20 protein-coding genes are annotated in these 25,245 nt (G+C 60.2%); 12 read left to right on the top strand and 8 right to left on the bottom strand.

Annotated elements, in window-relative coordinates:
* Positions 1-314 precede the first annotated feature (314 nt).
* On the bottom strand, positions 315-494 hold the full coding sequence (locus SH664x_RS01535; protein WP_437204427.1) for a hypothetical protein: 180 nt from the start codon (positions 492-494) through the stop codon (positions 315-317).
* Positions 495-777: 283 nt separating this feature from the next.
* Between SH664x_RS01535 and SH664x_RS01530 the strand changes: the two genes are divergently transcribed.
* Positions 778-1,398 (top strand): peptidoglycan recognition protein family protein, encoded by a 621-nt coding sequence (locus SH664x_RS01530; RefSeq protein WP_437204425.1) that lies wholly within the window; start codon positions 778-780, stop codon positions 1,396-1,398.
* A 26-nt stretch (positions 1,399-1,424) separates the two neighbouring features.
* Positions 1,425-2,159: a hypothetical protein gene (locus tag SH664x_RS01525; RefSeq protein ID WP_437204423.1), complete on the top strand. Its 735-nt coding sequence runs from the start codon at positions 1,425-1,427 to the stop codon at positions 2,157-2,159.
* A gap of 129 nt (positions 2,160-2,288) precedes the next feature.
* On the opposite strand, the gene metH is transcribed toward SH664x_RS01525, so the two are convergent.
* Positions 2,289-5,984 (bottom strand): methionine synthase, encoded by a 3,696-nt coding sequence (gene metH, locus SH664x_RS01520; RefSeq protein WP_437204421.1) that lies wholly within the window; start codon positions 5,982-5,984, stop codon positions 2,289-2,291.
* Positions 5,985-6,284: 300 nt separating this feature from the next.
* On the opposite strand from metH, the gene SH664x_RS01515 reads away from it, so the two are divergent.
* A complete protein-coding gene (locus tag SH664x_RS01515; protein WP_437204420.1) occupies positions 6,285-6,857 on the top strand; it encodes a Uma2 family endonuclease in 573 nt (190 codons plus the stop codon).
* A 223-nt stretch (positions 6,858-7,080) separates the two neighbouring features.
* Here the strand turns inward: SH664x_RS01515 and SH664x_RS01510 are convergent, their stop codons facing one another.
* Entirely contained in the window at positions 7,081-7,761 is a 681-nt protein-coding gene (locus tag SH664x_RS01510) for a hypothetical protein (protein ID WP_437204418.1), read from the bottom strand.
* Positions 7,762-8,077: 316 nt separating this feature from the next.
* On the opposite strand from SH664x_RS01510, the gene SH664x_RS01505 reads away from it, so the two are divergent.
* The 3 genes from SH664x_RS01505 (at position 8,078) to SH664x_RS01495 (ending at position 11,731) form a co-directional block, all read left to right on the top strand.
* The gene (locus tag SH664x_RS01505) at positions 8,078-8,920 is read left to right on the top strand and encodes a hypothetical protein (protein ID WP_437204414.1); all 843 of its coding nucleotides are present in this window, start codon (positions 8,078-8,080) and stop codon (positions 8,918-8,920) included.
* 18 nt (positions 8,921-8,938) lie between these two features.
* Positions 8,939-10,219 carry a glutamyl-tRNA reductase gene (gene hemA, locus SH664x_RS01500; RefSeq protein WP_437204412.1) on the top strand — a complete coding sequence of 427 codons (1,281 nt, stop codon included), beginning with the start codon at positions 8,939-8,941 and terminating at the stop codon, positions 10,217-10,219.
* 78 nt (positions 10,220-10,297) lie between these two features.
* Entirely contained in the window at positions 10,298-11,731 is a 1,434-nt protein-coding gene (locus tag SH664x_RS01495) for a UbiD family decarboxylase domain-containing protein (RefSeq protein ID WP_437204410.1), read from the top strand.
* Positions 11,732-11,739: 8 nt separating this feature from the next.
* On the opposite strand, the gene SH664x_RS01490 is transcribed toward SH664x_RS01495, so the two are convergent.
* Together SH664x_RS01490 and SH664x_RS01485 are read right to left on the bottom strand one after the other, a co-directional pair.
* Positions 11,740-13,053, bottom strand: coding sequence for a PLP-dependent aminotransferase family protein (locus SH664x_RS01490; RefSeq protein ID WP_437204409.1), 1,314 nt, complete (start codon positions 13,051-13,053; stop codon positions 11,740-11,742).
* 224 nt (positions 13,054-13,277) lie between these two features.
* On the bottom strand, positions 13,278-13,949 hold the full coding sequence (locus tag SH664x_RS01485; RefSeq protein ID WP_437204408.1) for a DUF2306 domain-containing protein: 672 nt from the start codon (positions 13,947-13,949) through the stop codon (positions 13,278-13,280).
* A 680-nt stretch (positions 13,950-14,629) separates the two neighbouring features.
* On the opposite strand from SH664x_RS01485, the gene SH664x_RS01480 reads away from it, so the two are divergent.
* Both SH664x_RS01480 and SH664x_RS01475 read left to right on the top strand, forming a co-directional pair.
* Complete coding sequence (locus SH664x_RS01480) at positions 14,630-15,796, top strand: DUF1559 family PulG-like putative transporter (RefSeq protein ID WP_437204406.1); 1,167 nt, start codon at positions 14,630-14,632, stop codon at positions 15,794-15,796.
* 416 nt (positions 15,797-16,212) lie between these two features.
* On the top strand, positions 16,213-16,605 hold the full coding sequence (locus tag SH664x_RS01475) for a carboxypeptidase regulatory-like domain-containing protein (protein WP_437204404.1): 393 nt from the start codon (positions 16,213-16,215) through the stop codon (positions 16,603-16,605).
* A gap of 89 nt (positions 16,606-16,694) precedes the next feature.
* Here the strand turns inward: SH664x_RS01475 and SH664x_RS01470 are convergent, their stop codons facing one another.
* Genes SH664x_RS01470 through SH664x_RS01460 form a run of 3 tightly spaced genes read right to left on the bottom strand, consistent with a single transcriptional unit; the run spans position 16,695 to position 19,699 of the window.
* Complete coding sequence (locus SH664x_RS01470; protein ID WP_437204402.1) at positions 16,695-17,963, bottom strand: MauE/DoxX family redox-associated membrane protein; 1,269 nt, start codon at positions 17,961-17,963, stop codon at positions 16,695-16,697.
* A 41-nt stretch (positions 17,964-18,004) separates the two neighbouring features.
* Entirely contained in the window at positions 18,005-18,847 is an 843-nt protein-coding gene (gene larE, locus SH664x_RS01465; protein ID WP_437204400.1) for an ATP-dependent sacrificial sulfur transferase LarE, read from the bottom strand.
* Between the two features lie 60 nt (positions 18,848-18,907).
* Entirely contained in the window at positions 18,908-19,699 is a 792-nt protein-coding gene (locus tag SH664x_RS01460; protein ID WP_437204398.1) for a phytanoyl-CoA dioxygenase family protein, read from the bottom strand.
* 260 nt (positions 19,700-19,959) lie between these two features.
* Here SH664x_RS01460 and SH664x_RS01455 point away from each other — a divergent pair, with 260 nt between their 5' ends.
* The 4 genes from SH664x_RS01455 to SH664x_RS01440 all read left to right on the top strand — a co-directional run bounded on the left by SH664x_RS01455 (position 19,960) and on the right by SH664x_RS01440 (position 25,151).
* Positions 19,960-20,664, top strand: coding sequence for an RsmE family RNA methyltransferase (locus SH664x_RS01455; RefSeq protein WP_437204397.1), 705 nt, complete (start codon positions 19,960-19,962; stop codon positions 20,662-20,664).
* 141 nt (positions 20,665-20,805) lie between these two features.
* Complete coding sequence (locus SH664x_RS01450; protein ID WP_437204395.1) at positions 20,806-22,746, top strand: sigma-54-dependent Fis family transcriptional regulator; 1,941 nt, start codon at positions 20,806-20,808, stop codon at positions 22,744-22,746.
* A gap of 297 nt (positions 22,747-23,043) precedes the next feature.
* Positions 23,044-24,414, top strand: coding sequence for a threonine synthase (thrC, locus tag SH664x_RS01445; protein ID WP_437204393.1), 1,371 nt, complete (start codon positions 23,044-23,046; stop codon positions 24,412-24,414).
* 221 nt (positions 24,415-24,635) lie between these two features.
* A complete protein-coding gene (locus SH664x_RS01440) occupies positions 24,636-25,151 on the top strand; it encodes a hypothetical protein (RefSeq protein ID WP_437204392.1) in 516 nt (171 codons plus the stop codon).
* Positions 25,152-25,245 lie beyond the last annotated feature (94 nt).

Genomic DNA, 25,245 nt, shown 5'->3' with positions numbered 1-25,245 from the left:
GAAGTGTCATTCTTCGGATCCTCGCTTCGATCGGGGGCGTTCTCGAAAGCTCGAGATGAGTCGCATTCAATGACACTGCAGAACGAGCTTCCGCAGGACATGGAGAGACCCATCACGAGGCCGGTTTCAATCTCTGCATGAACCAACCGATCGACATCCGACACCGACATCACCTCTCTCCTCACAGATGATGTCAGCAACCGCGCGCTGCTGAGCAGGGCGTTGCAAACTTGCTCAGATTTTTTTTTGGAACGACCAAAATTTTTACGTCTCCACGCTGAGTTTGAACGTCGAAATCGACGCGAGTGCGCGCTTCACGTCACGAAGAATGGGAGACGTTGCGCGCTCGACGCTCCACTCAGCGCACACAGATCGATGATCGATGTCGACCTCATGACGACCGTGCCATCAACAACTCGACGCATCGGCACGGTGACGAGAGGTGGTTGTTGAACGAGCAGCTGCGCACGCTGTCGCGCAGTCGATTCGGACATTGATCGATGCCATCGTTCAGAACATGTCTGTGCGCGATCAACGCACGCTGACCGTTCGTCCGTTCGAGTCCTGGTCGTCAGGGGTCGCGCATCGCGGTGCGAGATCCGGAGAACGAGAAACCGGGCATCGGAAGGAAACGGGCAATGGTTGCCGGTTGCTGCCGGTGCATCGGTGATTCAGGATGAATCGCGTTGACACCCGCGGGGGACCAGTCCTACAACCCGCTTCGTGACACACCTTTCACAATTGAGTCGGCTGCACGCGTTGCGTCTCTGCTGTGTGATGATGGTACTGGGTATCAGATTCACGACAGGCGCTCCCGGACTGCCCGCTCAGGAGCGAAATCCCACCGCGACCGCACGACACGTCAACGTCTCACCTCGCAGCTTTTCAGAACCAGAAACTCCTTATCGCAACTGGAAATACGTCGTCATCCACCATTCGGCCACGACCTCCGGAAGCGTGAGCAGCATCGACAAAGAACATCGTCAGCGACTCGATTCCAAGGGACGTCCCTGGCAGGGAATCGGGTACCACTTCGTGATCGGAAATGGCAACGGTCTGGGTGACGGTCGGGTGGAGCCGACGTTCCGCTGGGAGAACCAGCTGAGCGGCGCCCACGCCGGACAGAAGCAGTTTAATGACTACGGAATCGGCATCTGCCTGATCGGAAATTTCGAACAGGCCGGTCCCACACAGGCACAACTGGAAACCCTGCGCACGCTGGTGCGCGACCTGAAACAGGAATTTCAGCTGACCGATGAACAGCTGCTGCGGCACGGCGACTTGAAAGCCACAGCCTGTCCGGGGAAGCTATTGAACATGGATCTGCTCCTGGGAAAGCAATCGGAGATTGTGATTCCCGTCAGCGGCGAAGAGTCCAGGAGTCGGCGCTCCCCGTGAGCCCGGAATACAAGGAGGAGTTCAGCATGTGGCATCGGTCTTTGATTCGTGAAGAGCAGATGTTCCCCGGCCCGCTCCACGGCGAGGGGGGCGAGGCTGTCGAATCCGCCCGCTGGCGCGAAGCGCTCAAGCATCCGGAGATGACCGGCCTGTCGCTGTTCGCTCCGGAAACCTACACCGCCAGCTATGCCTATCCGCTCGTGGTCTACCTCCACGACAACGATCGCTCGGAGCGGGATCTCTGGAACTGGTTCCCCCGGATCAGCGAACAGAACTTCCTGGGACTGGGTGTCCGGGCTTCGTTGCCTGGCACGCTCGGCATGCCTGGTCGCTACCGGTGGATGTCGCATCGTCCTGATGCCTCGGTCGCGGTCCTACGGGATGGCCTGGCTGCCGTGCAGGCAGACTGGAATGTGCACAGCGAGCGTATCACGCTGCTGGGTGAAGGTCAGGGAGCGCTGATCGCCCTGCAACAGTTTCTGCTGCAACAGTCCGGACTCGATGACAGCCTGCCAATGCTCGGCAGCATCATCTGCGGCAGCCTGCCGAAGACATGGCCGAATTTGCTCCCCCCGATTCCGGCATTCGCCACCGGACGACTGCTGCTGCTCGAACCGCCGACGGAAGCTGACGAATTCGCCGTGATCGATGCCCTGGAAGAAGCGGGCCTGGAGATTTCGATCGCCGCGGACCGGGAACTCTCCCGTCCGGCGTTGATCAACCACTGGCTGATGGCCGGAATCGCCACCGCCGTGTTCTGAGAGAGTGGTCTCGATCCCGCGCACGACATTCCGAAAACATGCCAAGCGAAGAACGCTGTGCCCTGGTCAGGCGGCACAGCGTTCTTTCATTTGAGCATTGCGGCAATCGCAGTCGATGCGGCTGCTTTCTCAATACGCCAGATTGGGAGCCAGCCAGCGTTCCGCCTGCTCCAGCGACATGCCGGCCCGAGCGGCGTAACTTTCCACCTGATCCTTGGTGATCCGGTCGACCGCAAAGTACCGGGCGTCCGGATGGGCAAAGTAAAGACCGCTGACCGCCGCTGCGGGCCACATGGCGTAGGAATCGGTCAATGTGATTCCCGTGGCGCTGGTGGCGTCGAGCAGCTCGAACAACGCCGGTTTCCGCGTGTGGTCCGGGCAGGCGGGATATCCGAATGCCGGGCGGATCCCGCGATACTTCTCGTCAATCAGCTCTTCAGCGCTCAGGTCGTCGGTCCCTTCGTATTTCCAGACCTGCGTCCGGACATACTGATGCAGGTACTCGGCGAACGCCTCCGCCAATCGGTCGGCGACGGCTTTGGTCATGATCGAGTTGTACTCGTCATGCTCTTTTTCGAACTTCGCCGCCAGTTCGTCACAGCCGTGTCCGGTGGTGACGGCAAACGCCCCGATGGAATCAACGCGCCCGGATTCGACCGGCGCGATGTAGTCCGCCAGCGAGCGGAAATCCTTCTGCCCGACCCGTTCCCATTGCTGTCGCAGCATCGGGAAGCGTGTCAGTTCCGTGCGGGAGTCCCGGTCCTTCCAGAGCACAATGTCGTCGCCAATGGTATTGGCCGGCCAGAAGCCGTAGACCCCGTTGGCCACAAAAAGTTTCTCGCGGATGATCCGCTGCAGCAGACTCTGGGCATCGTCGTAGAGTCTGGCAGCTTCGGGGCCGACCTGCGGATCTTCGAAGATCTTCGGGTACTTCCCTTTCAGCTCCCAGGTCATGAAGAACGGGGACCAGTCGATATAAGGAACCAGCTTCTCCAGCGGGAAGTCCTTCAGCTGCACCGTGCCGAACTGGCTGGGCTGCGGGAGCTCGACGTTCTGCCAGTCGCAGGTGAAGCGACGGGAGAGGGCCTCTTCGTACGAGACCAGATTGCGCGACATCCGCTGATCGAACCGGGACCGTTCCTGCTCCTGCTCCGCGCGGACCTTCGTCACGTACGCCGCTTTGCCGGCGGGATCCAGCAGCGATTCCACCGCCGGGACCGACAACGAAGCGTCGATGACGTGAATGGTCGGCTGTTCGTAGTGCTGCGCGATCTTGACGGCGGTATGCCGGGCCGACGTGGTCGCTCCTCCGATCAGCAAGGGGATGGTGAAGCCTTCCCGCTGCATCTCTTTGGCCACGTGGATCATCTCTTCCAGAGACGGCGTGATCAGTCCGGACAGGCCGATGATATCCGCGTTGCGTTCCCGGGCGGTCTGGAGAATCTTCTCCGTCGGAACCATCACCCCCAGGTCGACCACTTCAAAGTTGTTACAGCGCAGGACCACCGCCACGATGTTCTTGCCGATGTCGTGCACGTCACCTTTGACCGTCGCCAGCACGATCACACCCCGGCTGGTCTGCTCGTTGTAGGCTTCACCGGCGGCGGCAGCAGCCGCTTTTTCCGCCTCCATGAACGGTTCGAGATAGGCGACCGATTTCTTCATGACACGGGCGGACTTCACCACCTGCGGCAGGAACATTTTTCCGGCGCCAAAGAGTTCGCCGACGACACTCATGCCGTCCATCAGCGGACCCTGAATCACATTCAGAGGACGGCCGTATTTCAGCCGGGCCTCTTCCGTATCCTGATCGATGAAATCGGTGATGCCCTTCAACAGGGCGTGCTTCAGACGTTCTTCAACGGTTCCGTTGCGCCACTCGGCCACCGTCTCGGTCGTTTTGGTTTTGGAGGTCGACTTGATCCGGTCGGAATATTCCAGCAGACGCTCGGTCGCATCGGGACGACGATTGAGCAACACGTCTTCGATCAGATCACGCAGTTCGGGCTGGATTTCGTCGTAGACTTCCAGCTGTCCGGCGTTCACGATTCCCATATCGAGACCGGCTTTGATGGCGTGGTACAGGAAGCAGGCGTTGATCGCTTCGCGGACCACGTCATTGCCTCGGAACGAAAAGGAGACGTTGCTCACGCCGCCCGAGGTCTTCGCCCCCGGACATTCCTGCTTGATCCGCCGGACCGCTTCGAAGAACTCGACCGCGTAGTTGTTGTGTTCCTCCATCCCGGTCGCCACCGTCAGAATGTTGGAATCGAAGATGATGTCTTCCGGAGGAAACCCTGCTTTGTGGATCAGCAGCTGGTAGGCCCGCTTGCAGATCCGGACCTTGTCGTCGGCGGTGACCGCCTGTCCGGTTTCGTCGAAAGCCATCACCACGACCGCCGCACCGTATTTGCGAATCAGCCGGGCCTGCTCAAGGAATTTCTCTTCCCCTTCCTTGAGGCTGATCGAGTTGACGATCCCCTTGCCGGCGAGGCATTTCAGCCCCGCTTCCAGCACGTCAAACTTTGAGCTGTCGACCATCACCGGAACGTCGTTGACCCCCGGTTCGTCGGAGAGCAGATTGAGGAAGTGGACCATTTCCTGCTTGCTGTCCAGCAGCCCCTCATCCATGTTCACGTCGATGACATTGGCCCCTCCCTGCACCTGTTCCTTGGCGATCTGCAGGGCCTCGTCGTATTTCTTCTCCTTGATCAGCCGGGCGAATTTGCGGGACCCGGTCACGTTGGTCCGCTCGCCGATCATCATGAAGTTGGAATCGGGCCGCAGCTCACACAGCTTGGCTCCGCTGTACGTCGATTGCCGCGGGTGCTTCTGACGGCCGCGTGGCGCGACGCCGTCCACAGCTTTGGCGACCGCGTTGATGTAATCGGGCGTGGTGCCGCAGCAACCCCCGACGATATTCAGCCAGCCCTGCTCGGCGAATTCCCGGATGGCGGCAGAGAACTCGGCCGGGTTCGAATTGAAGCCACCCATCCCGTCGGGCATCCCGGCATTCGGATAACAGCTGACATAGGCGTCGGTCCGGTTGCTCACGGTTTCGATGAAGCCGCGCATTTCCTTCGGGCCAAGCGAACAGTTCAGGCCCATCCCGAACAGCGGGAAGTGTTCCACCGACACCAGAAAGGCGTCCAGTGTCTGACCGGTCAGCGTGACTCCCCCCAGGAAGACCGTTCCGGAGCAGATCACCGGCACGCTGGTGTTCCGTTCCTTGAAGACATTGTCGATCGCGAACAGGCACGCTTTCATGTTGAGCGTGTCGAAGGAGGTCTCGGGCAACAGAATGTCCACACCCCCGTCGAGCAGACCGCGGACCTGCTCGGCATACGATTCGACCATGTCGTCGAACGTGACGGGACGATGCCCCGGCTGATCGGCATTGAACGACAGCTGAATCTTCGTGGGGCCGATACTGCCGGCGACGAAGCGGGGGCGATCGGGATTCCGCTTCGTGAATTCATCGGCCACACGGCGGGCCAGTTCCACCCCCGCCTTGTTCATCTGGCGAACATAGTCTCCGAGCCCGAACTCCTCGAGCGAAATGATGTTCGCATTGAACGTGTTGGTTTCGATGATGTCGGCCCCCGCTTCGAGATAGCGGCGGTGGATCCCGGCAATCATGTCGGGCTGGGTCAGGCAGAGGACATCGCTGGCATTCTTGAGATCGATATGATGCTTGGCGAAGAGTTTGCCCCGATAATCTTCTTCGGTCGGATGATGCTCATGAATCAGGGAGCCCATGGCCCCGTCGATCACGAGAATGCGACGGGACATCAGATCATGCAGCTGGTCAGCAATCGAATTCATGTGGAATAGATATGGATCAGAAGGAAGGGTTGCCCCGCTTGAGGCAGATTCGTGTTCGGGCTTTATCATCGGAATGCCGCCCTCGGGACACAAGGGGTGGCAAACCCGGGAACCGACTTATCCAGAAATGGTGATGTGACGGGAAGTCTGCTCTCCCGTTCACGTTGCCGTCCGGCGAAGATTCTCCCGATTCTGCGGCCTTGTCGCCTGTGATCGACGTTCCCGGCCACTTTTCCTCAGCAATACCTGCTCATAAACTGGGAGTTTCCGTCACGCGTTCATCTATCTCAGGGAAAGTCCATGATCCAGCGCAGCATGACCGCGAGAGAATTCTCAGAACAACGTGCGGATCTGCCGGATGCCGGGCAATGGTCGGAACTGATTCGTGGAGTCCCGGTCTCGCTGCAGCCGCCTGATCTGGATCATGGAACGATTGTCCTTAATCTCTCCAAGGCCTTTGCCGGGTATGTTCAGTCCACATTGAACGGCTATCCCTGTTTTGACCTGGGGTTGTGGGTCGAGCGACAGCCCGATTCCATTTTCTTTCCGGCAGCCAGTTATTTCCTGGAAGGGAGCCGGTTCGCCGAAGCGGACAAGGAATATACGGAGACAGTCCCGGCGCTGATTGTAGAACTGCTGACGACCGGTGATCGGCGCAGAAACATCAGCGAGCGGCTGAGCGTCTATATTAAGCACGGCACACGGGTCGTCTGGCTGATCGATCCCCAGCAGCAATCGGTGCATGTGGTGATCCCTCGTGAGGGGAAGAACCAGCGGCTCTCGGCAGAAGACACGCTCTCAGGCGATCCGGTTCTCTCCGGTTTCTCCATGCCGGTCGCCCAGTTGTTTGCCGAGCCGAGCTGGGCCCGCTGAAACGGGTTGGTTTTTGCCGTCCCTGTGCAGCAAGCATTGCCGGTAATGAAAGGCTCGCCGCCGCGCGGCGGGAATGGTTCAATAGGAAGAGGTCAAGTTGCTCCGGCAGGTGACCGGCCGTCTCCACAGCGGGCGAGTCTGCTCAGAGAACGCACGACGCACCGGAACAACGGCCGGACCCGCAGACGCATCGCCACGGGCCCGACCACACGCTGAAAAGACGTTACTTCTCTGCCGGTGTGGACGCCGAAGGCTCGTCGGCCGGCGCTGTCTCGTTGATGAACTTGTCGAGAATGCTGAAGTAGCCACTGAGTGCGGCTGCTTCCGGGCCCAGATCCTGCTTCAGGTCATTCAACAGGTCGCGGGCTTCGATAGCCTGTTTGCGAAGATCCTGAAGATCCAGCTTGCCACTCATCAGGCCACCCAGGTTCTTCTGAAAGTGTTCGCTGACCTCCGGGACCGCCAACAGCGGAAAAGACTGCTCCACTTCTTTCAATGCCTGGGGATTCAATCCCTGCTGCTGCAGTGACTCCAGCAACTGACGATTGCCATCCCGATCCGCGGCTGATGGGGAGAGGGCTTTCCCGGTCAGTTTTTCCAGCAGCTGTTCGGGAGTGGTCGCCGATGGGGGTGCATCCCCGGTCTTCGGAACCGATGTCTGCGGCTGGGCAGTCGCCGGGAGAGGTCCTCCTTCCCCGAAGTAGATTGAGTGGACCTTACTGCGCGGAATTGCCAATTCTCCCAGCAGTTCGCTGCGCAGCTGCAATTGCTGTTTGTTCACCCCGAGAACGTCCCCCTGCACACGGTCACCATTGATGAGCACGACCGTATCCGCCATTGCATACCCGGCCAGCAGGCTGAAACAGGCAGCCGGGAGGCCGCACCTTTTCCAGATCTGAAACATGCACGATTCCTCGCAAATGACAAGAATAAAGAGGATAGAAGAATGCCTCAGATTCAATTACTAGCGCTGTCCAGTCTGTCGTCGAGATGGCATTTCCCGGGGAGTTGGGAATTTGAAAGGGAGAAGCGCGGCCCCGTTCGCAGTCTCCACGAGCAGCGAGCCGGGGCTTCCCGAATCTGGACGGAACACCTCCCCAATGTTGACGCCGCTGCCGAACCGAGGAATCATAAGAGGACAGACAATCTCGATCCCCCCGGTCGCAGACCTCCCATTCTCCCGAAAGCCGTGAGCTTCGGCACTTTACCTCCTGCGGCAAATGGATTTACAGAAAGTATCGGTCACCTGCTTCCTGGCCTGCTACGTGCTGGCCCTGCTGCTGGAAGCGACGCAGTTTCTGCGCCGCAGCCATGTGCTGCGCTGGGGGACGGTGATTCTGTCACTGGCGGGACTGGTCGCCCAGACCATTTATCTGGTGGTCCGGAGCGGGCAGCATTCCCTTCCGCCGCTGCTCGGGTCGACGCACGACTGGCTACTGGTCTCCGCCTGGCTGATCGTCGTGATGTTTTGCGGCATTCAGCTCTGGAACCGGGATCTTGCCATCGGCATCTTCGCATTGCCGCTCGTGGTGGTACTGGTGGTGACTTCGCAGTTTGTGAACACCGCTCCCAATCCTCGTGTGGGTGAGCTGCGCTGGTGGAGCATGCTACACGCCTCATTCTGGGTCTTCGGCATCCTGGGGGTGTCGCTGGCGCTGCTGGTCAGCCTGATGTATCTGGTGCAGCATTATCGTCTGAAACACAAACGACTGGAGCTGCCCGCGCTGCATCTCTTCAGTCTAGAGCGACTCAGCCGCCTCAACTGGTGGCTGGTGATATTTTCCGTCCCCATGCTGACACTGGGAATGGCGAGCGGACTCTGGATGACCCACCTTTCCAAAGGAGGGGACCATCCCGTAAATCTGGTGAACATCGCCTTTGCCGCTAATGCGACGATCTGGGTGGCGATGGCGGTCCTGTTTGGCTGGCTGCTCGCCGCCCGTCGACCGGTTGGTCGAACGGTGGCGTGGCGAACCATCTGGGCCTGTGCGTTTCTGCTGGTGACGTTGCTGGTGATTAAAGTGCTGAGTGCCGACGGGATTCATGGAGGAGGGGCCGCCTGAAAGGGCTGCAACAGAACCATGAACGTTCAGGTTGTTTACTGCAATCACCGGACAGCTGATCTCGCCCTGCGGGAGCAGTTGTCGTTTCCCTCACAGGAATCACTGGAGCGAGCCTATGATGAGCTGCGGGCCCGCTTTCCGAAGTCGGAGCATGTGGTGATCTCCACCTGCAACCGTGTGGAGGTCTATAGCGCGCAGGAAGACCCCGCCGACGCCCCCACGCACGACCAGCTCGTCCACTTTTTCTCCGACTTCCATCACCTGCCGGTTAACGAGTTCACGAACGATCTGCTCGAATGTCAGGGGCCCGCGGCGGTCCGGCATCTGTTTGAAGTCGCCTCCAGCGTCGACAGCATGGTGCTGGGCGAAAGCCAGATCGTGAACCAGATCAAGTCGGCCTACGAAATCTCGATGGCCAGCGAAGCCAATGGACCGCTCACCAACGCTCTGTTTCAGCGGGCGATGGCGGTCTCGGGGCGGGTCCGCACCGAAACGCGTCTGTCTGAAGGACGGGTTTCCATCGCCAGCGTGGCGGTCGGGGATTTCGGGAAAAGTATTTTCGACCGCTTCGATGACAAATGCGTCCTGATCCTCGGCGCAGGCGAGATGGCCTCCGAGACGCTGACCTATCTGAAAGATGAGGGGGTCTGCCGGATCATCGTCTGCAATCGCAGCCTCGAACGGGCAAAGTCGCTGGCCGGACAGTTCGGCGGTGAGGCTCATGGCTGGGATCAGTTGCCCGTGCTCCTGCGGGCTGCAGATGTCATTGTCTGTACCACCGGGGCCGATCGGCCGGTGGTCACGGCGGAGCTGTTTCGCCAGGTCCGCAAGGCGACCGGGTCAAAGCCGGTATTCATCCTGGACCTCGGGGCGCCCCGCGATGTGGAAGAAGCGGTCGGCACGCTCGACGACGCGATATATCTGTACAACATCGACGATCTCGAAGCGACCTGCGAGGCGAACCGGCAGCGGCGGGCGCATGAAGTGCAGAAGGCCCGGGCGATCATCGAAGAAGAGACCGCCAATTTCATGCAGGATGTCTATCACAAGGCGACCGGGCCGGTGGTCAAACGTCTGCGGGATCACTGGCACGACATCAGCCGGCAGGAACTGGAGCTGCTGTACCGCAAGCTGCCGGAACTTGATGACCGTCAGCGGCAGATCATCGAGAAATCGATCGGGCGCATCGTCAATAAGCTGCTCCATCCTCCGCTGGAAGCCTTGCGCGAAGAAGCCCGGACCGGAACGCCCCACAGCCTGCTCGATGTGCTGAAGCAGCTGTTCCGGCTTCGCGACTGACTCTCCGCTGTCGAGTCGAACAGACTGTCGATATGCTGCAGCCGTATCCCCCATTCCCGGACTTCTTGCTGACGACTCATGGCCTTTGAAGACCTGACCCAGTTCCTGCAGGCAGCTGCGGATTCCGGAGACCTCATCCGGATTCCCGCCGAAGTCGACCCCGTTTATGAGCTCGCAGCACTCTCCGAGCAGCTCGTGCAGTTCAGTGGCGAAGCAAGTCCGGTCCTGCTGTTTGAACGGGTCCAGAATTCCGATATTCCCGTGGTGACCAATCTGCTCGGCAGTCTTCCCCGGTTTCTGCGAGCCCTTCGAGCGGACTCGCTGGGAGAAGTGGTCAGTCGGCTGACGCAGGCGCTCAATCCGTTTCCCACGGGACGGGACTGGACGTTTGGATTGGCCGCCGGAGCTGCGGGTGACAAAGCCCGCTTCGCGCCGCGGGTCGTTCGTCGCGGGCTGTGCCAGCAGGTGATCAAGCTCGGCAAGGATCTCGATCTGGGCGAACTTCCCGCGCTCCAGAGCTGGGAAGGGGAATCGAACCGGGCGTTGACCGCCGCGCAGACGATCGTTGCCGGCCCCGATGGCAAAGTCAGCGTGGAATCGGTCCCGGTCGAAATCCTGGCGAAGGATACCGTTCAACTCCACTGGCAGCGCAGCAGCCCCAGCTATCGACTGCTGCAGGAGTGTCAGGCAGCGCATCGTCAGCTGCCGGTGGCGATCACGCTCGGGGGCGATCCTCTCTGCGATTACGCCGCCACGCTGCCCATTCCCCGATTTCTGGATCCCTGGTTATTCGCAGGAATTCTGCGAAATGAGAGTGTCAGTCTGATTCGCGGACGCTCGGTAGAACTCGATCTGCCCGCATCGGCAGAACTGGTCCTCGAGGGCTATATCGATCCGGCACCCGCCGCAGGACGGGGAGTGCTCGCCGACCGCTCGGGCATTCTGCGTGAGCGAACAGACCTGCCGATCGTGCAGCTCTCCGCCCTGACGCATCGGGCCAATCCGCTGCTCCCCGCGGCGATTCGTTCGTTCGCCACGCAGGAAGATGGCTGCACTTCCGCACTGACGGAACTTCTCGCGCTGCAGTTATTGCGGTTATGGCAGCCGGCGATCGTGGACCTGCATCTTCCCCGCTTCGGGCGTTTTGCCCATGCCGTGATTGTCAGCGTGGAGGAGAGTTCGGCCCCCGCTGTCGCCGCAGCCGTGAGCAGCATCGGCAGCTTGCCGCTCACTTCTCCTGCCCAGCTGGTCGTCGTGGTCGAGGCCTCGGTCAACGTGCGTGATCTGCAGGCCGTCTGGCAGGAAGTGAGCGATCAACCGGTGGTCCTCGAGAGTGCTGCCGTCGGTCAGCGGACGGTCCTCAACGCGACCGGCAACCGCCGGAGTCAACGGGCCCGCCCCCCGGGTCGCACGCTGGAGCAGGTGCGGGCGACCATGCAGGCACTCGGGCTGCAACTCGAAGGGGAGTCGCACAACTCCGAGCCGGCATCACAGCATCCCGCCGAAACTTAAGTCCCCGTTCAGGCGCTGGCGGATTGAGACAGCACCTCCGAGACCGCGGTCGCCAGCCGCTGCATCCCCACATCGATCCCTTCCACGGTTTGCACGCCGTAGCTCAATCGCATCTGATGGGAGGGTCGTCGACCGACCGGATTCGCATAGCAGATTTCACCCGGCACATACATCACACCGGCATTGACGGCGGTCTGGAACAGATGGCTGTGGAATCCGGTTTCAATGTGAGGGGGCAGTGACATCCAGACGTAGAGACCTCCGTGCGGTTCATGCCAGCTGACACCGGGGAGGTGGCTGAAATACCGATGCGCCGCGGCGACCATCGCATCCCGCTTCCGGCGGTATCCATTCAGGACCTCGACCAGATGCGATTCATACAGCCCCCCCTGCAGCACGTTCGCCATCAGGTGCTGTGTCAAATTGGAAGAGCCGAAGTCTTCGTTCCCCTTGCGGTCACACAGCGGCTGTACCAGATCGGGCGGGACAATCCCGTAGCCGACCCGCACTCCCGGTGAAAACGACTTGGAAAAGGTCTGGGCATAGATCACGAGATCGCGCTGTTCATCGCAGGACCAGACACTGGGAAACTCTTCACCGTCATAACGCAGTTCCCGATAGGCGGCATCTTCCAGAATCAGAATGCGATGAGTCCGCGACCACTTGCGGGCAATCCGGACAATCTCCTGTCGACGGGCAGCGGAAATGCAGGTGCCTGACGGATTGTCGTAATAGCTGACGAGGTAGATCAGCTTCACCCGGGGGAGTTCCCCTTCCTGATCGAGACGATCCAGCGCGGCATCCAGTTCCGCCGGAATGAGGCCCTCACTGTCGGTCGGAATCGTGATCGGCCGGGCGCCGACGCCGCTCAGATTGCCTGCAAAGACAAAATAGGTCGGCCCCGCCAGCAGGCAGAGATCGCCCGGATTGAACAGCACTTCACAGACGAGTGACAGCAGTTGCTGGGAGCCGGTCGTCAGCAGCACCTGATCCACGCCCACCCGCAAGTCATCGGGAGTGCAATGCTCCAGCTGCGCGAAATGTTCCAGCAGCAGACGACGGAGCCGCAGATTACCGGGGGTCGTTCCGTATTGCAGTGCCAGCTTCCCGGAGGATCCCGATCCGAAGATCTGCGAACAGGCCTGCTGGACTTCCTGGACCGGCAACGTTTCCGGATCGACCAGACCGGCAGCCAGAGAAATCACCTGCGGATTTTCGACAGCCTGCTGCATCAGAAAGCTGATCGCGAGATCCCGGGTGTATTCGCGGCGGTCACTGAAATGGACAGGCAGAGATGTGGGTGAGAGTGTCGGCTGATTCATTTCCTGAGCGTATCAGAGGGAAGAGAGTTGGCAACAGTCGACAGCAATCGCTCCCGCCGACGGGACATGGGGAATCACAAAGGAGAATGCCGTTGGAAAAAGGTTCGCGGAGACTCAGGTCGTTTCTCCCCCGGACACGTGTCGACTGTCACAGATCCACTTGCCGGCTTCGGCGAGCCAGCCGACTCCCATGCATCCCCCCGGAAACTTGCCCCCCCACAAGATCAGAGAGAGTCGAAACCGGTGACCCCTCGGTGTCGACAGGCCAGTTCGGCGGCGACGAGTGGAAGCAGCCAGCTGATCCAGCAGTTCGCAACGTCGTACCATTCCGATTGGACCAGCAGCAGCGTCCCCAGGCCCCCGAGAACACGGATCACCACAGCTGACATCAGCAAGGCGAAGCAGCGCACCATCCAGCATCGATGTTCACTGAACTGGCGCTGCAGTGCGGATCGCCAGCCGAGAAGCATGCAGACGGCTGTTGCCACTCCCAGAGAGAACAGGCCGAGGCCCGCCCACGGACCGGCAGCGGAATAGAAGGACATCACCAGTCCTCCGGGAACCAGAAACAGCAGCACAACAATTCCCTGCAGCCGACCCAGTCGTCGATGCCAGGCGGGGAATCGGACTCGCAGCGGACCGTTGATCAGCAGCAGGCCGAGTACCAGGGAGAGGGGACCAGCCAGAACGTGTGCAGAAAACGCGAGATGGTAGACCCCGTAAAAATGGTCTTCCCGCCCCTGCAAAAAGCCTCGATTGAACTGGGGAGGAAAGTAGTCGCGATAGCTCAACAGCACCGCCACCGTGGTCTTGGCGACAACGAGAACCGCCAGCACCCGAATGACATTCCGGAACGCAGAGTGACGAGGGGGGAGTTGCGATGGACGACTCTCCACAGACTTTGTCCACCGAGGCTTTCCAGACGGGAAGCGGCTTTCCCGGGGGGGCGTCATTGTCGGACCGGAAGGATTCACAAGGGCCCTCTGGGTGCGTCAACGGAATTTCATGCCGGATGATGGGCCGATCCCTTCACGAGCGGACACACCTGACAGGAAATACGTCTCGCCGCAATTGATTGCGAGTTCGGTTTCCGATTTTAGAGCAGGTTGCTCTGTCTTGTGCCCGCGCGACAAGCGTTTCGTGTGGTGCAGCGCTGACTGACCCGTGGCGCGGACGGGCATTTCAGAGTCAGAACGCCCGATTGGCGAGGATCGCGACGGTAACAAAGTGAGCAGCCCTGCACGACCTCACCGACCATGCGATCTATTCGGCCTCGACGCATCCAGAGGGGACCGGAATTGAAGGGGACAACGCACAAACAGCAGGTGAAGGGGCAGCGGGACGTTTTCAGAATTGACAAGTAATCCACCGACAATTATATATACATTAAATATGCTTCTGGCGCTCCTCGAATTTATTCGACCGATTCATTCGATCATTTCTTCCAGATCATTTCCGGTGATCGAGACCTGCCCAGCGAGCGATCTCTGAACAGAGCTTCTTCCCGCACGACATCGTGAGAGCTTTCAACCTGTCTTCAGGTTTGATCCTTTTCTTCTTTTGAACAGGATGCCTCATGTCAACTTCGCGAAGCCGGATCTTGAACACAGGGGTCAGGGGATTCACCCTGATCGAGTTGCTGGTGGTGATCGCGATTATCGCGGTCCTGATCGCCTTGCTCTTGCCTGCGGTGCAGCAGGCGCGGGAAGCGGCTCGTCGCTCCCAATGCAAAAACAATCTGAAGCAGATCGGGTTGGCACTGCACAATTACGAGTCAACGCATGGCTGCTTTCCCCCGGGAACGGTGTGGGATCAGCCGGATGATGATGCCCAGTATGGACGTCGGCCGAATGTCGCCTGGACGCTGCTGATTGCTCCGTTTCTGGAAATGGCCCCAATCTACAACCTGATCCAGCCGGGGGTCGGCTCTTACGGCACGGGGGACGACCAGTCCTCACTCGGCCGGGCCCTGCAGGACATCGACAAGAGAAACGCCCTTGAAAAGCCGGTCCCTGTGTTTCGCTGCCCCAGCGATATCGGTGCAGAGCGCAACCCGCAGTATCCGGTCTTCCAGACCGATTCTCCGATTACGCGGGTTGAATTTCCGATGTGTAACTACGTGGCCAACAACGGAGCCGGAAAACTCTGGCCGACCATCGGCAGCATTCCCGCGAGCGGACAGGTCGGGAATACCAATCGGTGGAATAACGGAATGTTTGGTGCCATCGGTCGAGGGGCGCATCTCACCCGCTCCACTCACGTGATGCCGAATCGTGGCGGGCTGTGTGTCAGGATTCGTGATGTCTCCGATGGTCTCAGCAATACAGTCGCTGTCGGCGAACGGGCCTATGAGCATCGGGGAGTCGTGTACGGGGCTTCTAATGCCTGGTGCCAGAAGGGGTCACACTGGTGGGCCTGCACCAATGTCACCAACCTGCCAACAACACCCCCCGGAGACACGGGAGGGAATACGACGGTCGGCCTGATGACCGTGCTGGGGGGTGGGGACAACGTGATGAATCCTCCGGAAGCAATCAACACCGACTGCCAGCGCATCGGTCGGCATTCCTTCGCCAGCACCCATGATGGAGGAGTGCAGTTCGTCATGGGGGATGGCTCGGTCCGCTTCATCAGCGAGAATATCGATGCCTCACGGGCCACCAGCAACTTCGCCGTCGCCAATTTTCGGGTTTACTCCCGCATTCTGGGAATCGATGAAGGTCTGGCCACCGGCGAGTTCTAGCCCCGATCCCGGGGAAGTGTGGCGGCGTTTGCGTGGGAAATCTTTGTAGAACGCTTTGTTTTCCGCCGCCAGGACCCCAAACGTCAGTGAGATTCGCACGAGTGCAGGTTGCTCTTTCCAGCCTACGGGCAGCCGGCGTTTCGCCTGAAAAAATGCTCACTGCCGCGCGACGAGAAGGAGCAGATGAAGTCCGGGAAAATTCTCGTACCATCGGTTCATCACGTTTCCTGTAGGGCGGTGCCCCGCATCGATCATTGCGGGCGCCGCGCTGCGGAAACGGAAGCTGCCACAGACCGCTTTCAGCCGTGAGCCCCATTCAAGTTGTCGCGCTCACCGTCAAGGATGTGGACGTTGACCCCTCACGATCCCTGCACGGACGAAACGTGCCCATACTGAATTCAAAGGACAGGCCTGTCATGAAACTTCCGTTGTCGCAGCCGATCTTGATCATGACTGCTCTGGTTCTGACCGTGGCGTTGACGGGCTGCGGGAGAAACGGGCCAGAGCTTGGACGTGTCCGGGGGCAGGTGACCATGGACGGCAAACCGGTTCCCCGGGCGCAGGTGACACTGGAGCCCGAAGGTCCGGGACGGGGAGCGGCTGGACTCGCCAATGAGAACGGGGAATACGTGATGGAGTATGCCCCCGCCACAGCCGGTGCACTGGTCGGCCCCGTGATCGTGCGGATCAGCACGCTGACAATCGATCATCCCGAAACGATTCCGGCCAAGTACAATCTGAATTCCGAACTGCGAAGAACCGTCGAGCCGGGAGAAAACGTCTTCAACTTTGAGCTCGTCTCGAAGTGAGGCCCGTGACTTCGCCGGGGTCTCAGCCCCACTCGGCGAAAGCCACGGGAGCAACGGCCGCGGGGGCCTGCACACTCTCCTTCCCGGAGTCAATCCCCCGGCGCAGCGGGTGGGGGACCAACGGTCCGCGGACGGGTATTGATCGTAAATCGCTCGCAGGCGGAACGCAGGGCATCGAGTCCGCTCAGCATGGTCTGCTGCCGCTGGCCGTTCCATCGCTGCGGCGAAGAGAGAACCTGCACCTGGACACCATCCTGCGGAATCTGACCGTCCAGCAGAGCGAGGGCGAGTGCCAGCCGATAGCGGGCCTGGGGATAAATCGGACAACGTCGGCCGCGATAGGCCCAGTTGTCGAGATTCAACGGAACGCTTTCATCGAACGGAGTTGATTCCCGGAGGTGCATGCGTAGCTCCGGCGGCAATTGATCAGCTACATCCCGGCGAAGCAGAATCCGCACCTGTTCGGGGCGCGAGGCATAAACTTCCCATGCCGGCCAGTGATCGCAATAGCCCCACGCAGTTCCCAGGGGATGGAGAATCACGAGTGTCGTGAAGGTCAGGGCTACCAGTTCGGGCAAGCTTCTTCGGCCCGGTGAAGCATTCTGAGCGGTCGCCATCGCCGGATCGCGGAACAGCAGCACGTTCTGCACGATAAAAAACGCATTCCAGACAAGGACCCCCGCCTCATGCTTCAGGCCGACGGCCAGCGTCCAGATCAGCAGCAGGTGCATGCCGATCGAAAGGACCAGTCCGGCAAATCTTGTTCTGCGAAACAGGAGGAGCAGCCCGACCAGCATTTCACCTGCGGGAAAACTGGCCGCGACCACCTGTCGTCGATTCTCCGACCAGAGTGCCGTGTCGATGTGCAGCGACTCCGTCAGGCCGTTCAGCAGCATCTGCCCGTGTGACTGCACAAAACTGAAATCCACCTTGGACCACGCGGACCAGATGTAGATCGCACAGACGAGCCAGCGCCAGCAACGCAGACCGATGGCGTTCGGAGCCAGCATCAGAATCACGCCGAGCGACAGAAACTGGCAGACCCACGGCTGCAGGCGATGCTGATCGCAGGCGACCAGCGTCGACATTCCAAGCAGGTACAGCAACGCTGACCACCGTGTCGTCCGCAGTGCGGACGTTCCCCCCAGCATGCTGAAGATTCCAATCCCCAGCAGACCAAGTGCGGCCAGATCGAGCCACGGCGGAGCAGTGCAGAACCAGTCGATCCAGGGAATCTGCGGGTTCAGCAACGCAGGGGGTTCGATCCACAGTCGCCAGGTCGACGACAGGAGCAGCGCTGTGAACACCGCCAGCACCCGCCGCAGCAGACAGAGACGTTTTTCCGCCGGGGACAGCATGTTCTGATCTTCCTGTGAACGCGCTGGTCAGCGCGTTCCGTCTATGAACGAGTCGACAGCGAGACCAGGGGGAGTGCGGCATTCAGGCTCCCCGACCGAAAGCCTTCCAGGTCCAGTGTCACGTAGCGGAATCCCAGTTCTCGCAGCTTCTCTACGATCTGTTGACGGACATTGTCGTCCGCCAGCCGGTGCAATTGATGGACCGGAAGTTCGATCCGGGCCAGGTCATTCTGCTCCAGACGGACCCGCAATTCGCGCACGTCAAGTTGTTGCCGCAGGAAGACTTCAGCGGCATCGACACGCTGAACCCGTTCCGGTGTGACCTGCACACCATACGCAATGCGGCTGGAGAGGCAGGGGCTGGCCGGCTTATCCCAGACGGGAAGTTGCCACTCCTGTGCGAGATCCCGGACATCCTGTTTGGTCATGCCGGCTTCAATCAGCGGACTGCGGATCTTGTGTTCCAGTGCCGCCCGCATTCCGGGACGATGATCGCCCCGGTCATCCAGATTGGCGCCGTTGCAGACGGTGTCGACGTCGAGTGTTTCCACCAGCAGATCCAGCCCCTGATAAAGCTCGGATTTGCAGTAGTAACAGCGATCACCCGCATTGGCCTGATAGCCAGCCACGTTGAATTCGCTGGTGTAAATGATTTCATGGCGGATGCCGATTTCCGCCGCCACCTTTCGCGCTGAATCCAGTTCTCCCGACGCCAGTGAGGGGCTGACGGCGGTGACCGCAATGGCCCTGTCGCCGCATGCCAGCGCAGCAGCCTTGGCGACCAGTGCACTGTCCACGCCCCCCGAAAATGCGACGGCCACGCGTCCGCAGCCTTTCAACAGCGCCAACAGACGATCACGTTTCTGCGAGAGATCGGAATTCATGTCATTCATGATAGCAGTTTTGCTCTGCCGCACCGGAGGGGAAAGAGACGACACCGGCCCTCAGGGAATCAGCAGTTCCGGAGCCGATGCGGATCGGGAGCCGGGCAGGGGGGGATTATCGAGACCGCGGAAGGTGAAGACGACCGAAAACTTGGTGTCCTGTGTCCGGTTGCGGGTCGCGGCGTGCAATGTGCGGCAATGGAAAAACAGCACATCGCCCGGATTCAGCTCGGCCAGAATCCGCTGCGACAGCACCTGCTGGTTCTCCGGCAGGTCGTCGCGAAAGAAGACCGCTTCATCAAATGCCTGCTTGGAATACTGGGCGCGGTGCGATCCCGGGATCAGCTGCAGGCATCCGTTTTCGGCCCGTTCCGGTCCCAGAGCGAGCCAGACGCTGATCAGTTCCGGCCGGGTGTAAGACCAGTAACGGATGTCCTGATGCCAGCCCGTATCACTGCTGAAGCGGGGCTCTTTGGTCATGATGCAATTGTGGTGTGCCAACGGGCAGACCACGTTCGGCCCCAGCAACTGCTTGAGTCGACCGACGACGCCGGGATGCTGAACCCAGTTCACAAACGAGATGTCGCGGCTGAGTGCCTGCTTCAGGCGGCGGATGGTCCGTCCCCCCTCTCCCAGAGCAGAGGCAGGGGCGCCCGGATATTTCAGATCCGCTTCATACTCGACCGGTTCGATGACCTGCTGCACACCGGCCTTCGTGACTTCCAGCATCCTTTGCCGCAAGGTTTCCGGACTGAGTCCCCGGACGATGGCGTATCCCTGCTGATGAAAGTTCTGAAGTTCCTCGGAAGTGAACTCAATAGACGGAGGTTCCAATTCGACCTGGGTTGTCATCGAACGCAAATCTTTCTCAGTTTAATTGCAACTGCGCGAGTCAGCAGGGTGAATGCCGCACCGGCGGGTGAAGAGGTCTGAATCTGCAAAGTGCAGATCGGCAGATGTCTCCTTCCCTGGCGGGACGGTGTCCAGAGGAGTCGACCGGGGAGAAACCTGCTCCATTCAGGACCGGGCGACGCCAGGGGGCGTTCGCTCTAGAATGGATCTTGCTCGGCTTGTCGTCAATTGTGGTTTTGAACTCTCTTGTGAAATCTGGAATGCCTGACCGCTTTTACTGTCCCGGGAACTGGGGGGCTGCTGTTGATCTCCCCGAAACCGAGGCCCATCACCTCAGCCGGGTCCTGCGTGCAGAGGTCGGCGATCCGGTGGAGCTCTTTGACGGACACGGCAAGTCGGGCCAGGGTCGCATTCAATCGGTGGGGAAAAAGTCGGTCCGGGTTGAAATTGTCTCGGTCGACAGCGAGCCCACTCGAACGTCCACGCGGGTGATTGCCTCCGCTGTCCCAAAGGGGGAGCGGCTCGACTGGATGATTGAGAAACTGACCGAGCTGGGGGCCGACTGCTGGATTCCGCTGCAGACGGAGCGATCCGTTGTCGAACCCCGGGCCCAGAAGCTTCAGAAGCTCTCCCAAACGGTAATCACCGCGTGTAAACAGTGTCGCCGCAGTACGTTGCTGGAAATTGGCGACCTCTGTTCCTTGGCGGAGCTGCCGAATCGGATACCGCTCGATCAGTTCACTCTCTGGGTGGGGGACGCCGATGCGGCTGCAGCTCTTCCGCGGGCGAATCCAGCGACGTCGCAGCTGGCGATCGTCGGCCCGGAAGGGGGGCTGACACAGTCGGAACGGGAACTCGTCCGGAGCTGGAATGCCGAACCGATCTCGCTGTCGCCGCATATTTTACGTACCGAAACCGCTGCGATTGCCTTCGCTGGGTTTTTCGCTCTTTCCCCATCGGCGTGACGCCGCAGACGGTTTTTTGTCGTCGGCTTGACGTCACCCGCCTGTCTTCAAACAATGCTCACCAGTGAACGGGCGCCGTCAATTCGCGAGCAACCGCGGCGAGCCGGGCAAATTCGTATCGCGTGTGCGGAGTTTTCCATCATGGATGAATCTCGCTGGATGTCTTGGAGCGAAATCCCGTGGATGCAGCGAAACTCACCCGCTGCCTCTCTGATTCGTCTGGTGGACCGCCTGCTGCGCGATGAGCAGCTCTCGGAAATCGTCACCAACGTCGCCGCGGAATTCGGAGTCGCCAACTGCCTGCTGCTGGTCCGCGAAGGGACATGGAAAATCGTCGCCGGGCGGGGAGATCAGGGAACCTCCCTGCCGAACACCCTGCTGGGGAACGTCATCGATCGGGATGCCGCCGTCTGGTTCCGTGACAAGACTCTCGGTCCCACATTGCTGGTGCCGACCCCTTCCCGCCAACAACATGTGCTGCTGCTGGCCGGGGCCCGCCTGACCGGAGATCTGCTCGATGAGGCCCTCGCTGTCGGACGGGTGGTCGGCCGCAGGGTGGATGAGCTGCTCCGGACGCAGTCAGTGGAACGGCATGCCGAGCGGCTGCGGAGCACACTGAAACTGGCCCGTTCGTTTGCCGGGGAACGGGATACTCAACATCTGCTGGAACGGCTGGCGGAGGAATCGGCGCGGCTGCTGGGAAGCGACCGCGCGAGTATTTTCATCTGGGACAAAGAGCACAATCAGCTGGTGGCCTGCCCGGCTCTGGGGGTGGCCGACGGCCGTCTGTTTCTTCCGGATAACCGGGGGATCGTCGGCGATGTGATTCATAGCCGCTCACCGGTGATCGTCGACGATGCGTATCAGGATCCCCGCTTTGACCAGAGCGTCGATAAACGTTCGGGCTACCGCACGCGGAATCTGCTCTGCGTTCCGCTGTTTGATGCCGCAGAGAATTGCATCGGCGCCTTCGAGCTGATCAACAAGGTCAGCGGCGACTTCACTCCCGAAGACCAGCTGGCACTCGAAGACTTCGGCATTCAGGCCGCGACAGCCATCACCAATACCCGCGAGCTGGAAAGTCTCGTCCGCAGCAATCGCCAGTTGACCGAGCAGGTTTCGCGCGGCATTCAGATTGTGGGAGAGAGTCCGGCCATCAAGGCGCTGCGGGGAACGATCGAGCGTCTCGCCGCCACTGATCTGCCGGTCCTCGTTCTGGGAGAGAGTGGAACGGGTAAGGAAGTGGCTGCGCAGGCGCTGCATCAGCAGGGCCCCAGGGTCAACAGCCCGTTCGTCGCGGTGAATTGCGCGGCCCTGACGGAAACATTGCTGGAAAGCGAGCTGTTCGGACACGAGAAAGGGGCCTTCACCGATGCCCACGATGCCCATGTCGGCAAGTTTGAGCTCGCCGAAGGGGGGACGTTGTTTCTCGACGAAATCGGAGACATGAGTCTCGGCGGGCAGTCAAAACTGCTGCGGGTGCTTGAGCAGAAGGTCATTACCCGGGTGGGGGGGACGCAGATCATCCCTGTCAACGTGCGGGTGCTGGCGGCCACGAATGCCCATCTGGCGGACATGGTCCGGGAGAAGAAATTCCGCAACGACCTGTATTACCGGCTGAGTGTCGTCACCGTCGAACTGCCGCCGCTGCGGGAACGTCCGGAAGATATCCTGCCGCTGGCGAAATTCTTCCTCGAACGTTTCTGCCGGGATGCCAAGCGTTCGCCGCTGAATTTTTCGCCTGATGCGGAGAAGCGGCTGCAGATGCACGGCTGGCCGGGGAATGTTCGCGAACTCCGCAATCTGATGGAGCGGATCGCGTTTCTGACGACCGGCCCCCGGGTCGAGAGCGAAGACCTCGCCTTCATCCTCAGCCCGAAAAAAGATGCCTTCGAAGATCTGATCGAAGGAGTCAGCCTGACGGAGGCGACCGAAAACTTTCAGTGCGAATACATCAAACGGGCCGTGAAGCGGATGCAGGGAAACATGAGCGAAGCGGCCGAGTTCCTCGGTCTGCATCGCTCGAACCTGTATCGCAAGATGCGGCAGCTGGGGATGGAAGTGGACGATGTCAAACCCTAGCCCGGCCGACTCGAGCGGCTCCTGCGGAGAACACGGGGCAGGCGTCCCGTACCGATTCCCGGAGTAGCGTTGCTTCCGGCGGGGATCGTCAGGACAATGAACCTCTCTCCACAGTGTGACTGAACAGTGTTGAAGATCCGTGCCGATGAATGGACCATCTGCACTGACCTCGAAGAGTTTCGAAACTGAGCCTCCTGTTTTCATCTGATCGATTCCGGTGTCTCGCGGATTGTTGCCTTTCTGACGAAAAACAGCACGCCCCGCCACCTCCGACAAACGCCATTAGAAATCTGTTCCATGCCAGCCGACGTCGCTTTTCAAGCCAGCATCCGCTCCGGTCGCACTCAACGCTACGGGATCGAAGAAGTTCTGACCGCCTGCCCGGAAACCGGTGACCTGCTGGATGTGCAGTACGACTGGAACAAAGTCGCGGTCCCCTCATCGCTGCGAGAGTTTGAGAAGCGGTGGAGCAATCGGAATCATCCGCTCGACTTCAGCGGCGTCTGGCGTTTCCGCGAGCTGCTGCCGTTTGCTCCCGATGACCAGATCGTCACGATTGGCGAAGGGCAGACCATTCTGCAGAAGTCGGATCAGGTCGGGAAATATGTCGGGCTGAAGTCGGGGGGACTGTATCTGCAGTACGAAGGTCTCAACCCTTCGGGCAGCTTTAAAGACAACGGCATGACCGCTGCCGCGACGCACGCCCGCATGACCGGAGCCAAACTCGCAGCCTGCGCCTCGACCGGGAACACGAGTGCCTCGCTGGCGATTTACGCCGGCACGACCGGACACTTTAAAGTGATCGTCTTCGTCGGCAGCGGCAAAATTGCCTACGGAAAACTTTCCCAGGCCCTCGATTACGGCGCAGTCACCCTGCAGATCGAAGGGGACTTCGACGACGCCCTCAAACAGGTCCGCGCCGTCTGCGAGCAGGCGGGGATCTATCTCTGCAACAGCGTGAACCCCTTCCGGCTCGAAGGGCAGAAGACGATCATGTATCGGGTGCTGGAAGGGCTGAACTGGGAGATCCCCGACTGGATCGTTGTCCCGGGCGGAAACCTGGGGAACTCCAGTGCGTTCGGCAAGGCGTTTCTGGAGCTCAAGCAGCTGGGACTGATTGACCGCATTCCCCGGCTGGCGGTGATCAACGCGGCGGGGGCGAATACTCTCTATCAGCTGTATGAGAAGCAGGGGCTCCGGTGGAATCACGGCGCCCCAGACGAGGCCCTGGTGAACACCTTCTATCAGACGATGGATCGCGAGAACCATCGGGCTCACACACTGGCCAGTGCGATTGAGATCAATCGTCCAGTGAATCTGGAGAAATGCCTGCGAGCACTCGACGTCTGTCACGGTGTGGTCCGGGAAGTCACCGACGCCGAAATGCTCGACGCCAAGGCGCAGGTCGGGGCGGGGGGCTTTGGCTGTGAACCGGCCAGCGGCGCCAGCGTCGCCGGCGCCCGTCTGCTCCGCGAACAGGGAGTCATCGCCCCCAGCGACCGGGTCGTCTGCATTCTGACGGGTCATCAGCTGAAAGATCCGACCGCGACGGTCAATTACCACGCGGGAGATGAGGCTGCAGCGCGGGGGGCCTCCTTCCGCAATCAGCCGATCGTGGTCAAAAATGACTTCGAAACAATTATGGATGTCATCCGGGGAATCAGTTAAGCTGGAATTGATCGGTCTTTCCCGCGCAGGGATCCTGCAGCTCCCGTCAGCAGTAGAGTTTCCCGGCCAGGAGGGAGCGGTGCATAAGACTCTCGAGGAAAAGTGCTCTTGAAGATCAGCGGCGTGGAATGCCCAGGGCATTCGCCGGACGCTGTCAATGTTGGAATGCGGGCCACGGCAGGTAGTTGCCAGTCCAGATCTTGCCGCCTGGAGTTGTGGTCATGAACAGTCCCTATGAAGAGCTGGAGTATCTGGCGGATCATCTTCCCGAAGAGGGGGAGACGCTCCTCGTCAGCCGGGAATCGGGCGAACTGATCTGCAAGTCGGTGTCGCGTTCCAACCTGCGGGGAGGAATTGAGGACGCCGAACTGTACGGTCTGCTGGTCAAAGCCAACGAGCGGCTGCACGCCGCGGGGGTTTTACCTCTCTGGCTGAGTGTGATCGGGGTCGTCTGGGCCGGAATTCTGTTGCATCTGATGCACCTGTTGAGCTGGTCCGGCTGGTTTTTCGTGCCGGGACTGGCCTTCGTGCTGCTGTTTGCCGTCTTTCAATGGATTCGGATTCGCCAGCGCAAGCTGTTTCGACAGAAGATCTTGCCCGGTTTGAGACCCAGTCTGCTGCAGCACGGAATTTCCCCCGCCGCCCTGATTGCGGGAGTCCGTCAGCACGTAGAGTTGCGGGCCGTTCTCGACGAGCTTATCGAATGGGAGCCGAACGATGAATTCACGCTGACCTGATTCGGCAGGCTGTGCTAGGATCGGCGGAACTGGGAACAGAGTCGTGGAAAGGGCAGCCGGCGGGATCGCGCCGGTCTTCCACGCGCGAGGAAAC

The sequence above is a fragment of the Planctomicrobium aquicomposti genome (assembly GCF_051466325.1).
In the GTDB taxonomy this organism is placed as follows: Bacteria; Planctomycetota; Planctomycetia; order Planctomycetales; family Planctomycetaceae; genus Planctomicrobium.
The sequence above is the reverse complement of the archived record's forward strand: the minus strand, read 5'-3'. Positions and strand labels throughout refer to the sequence as shown.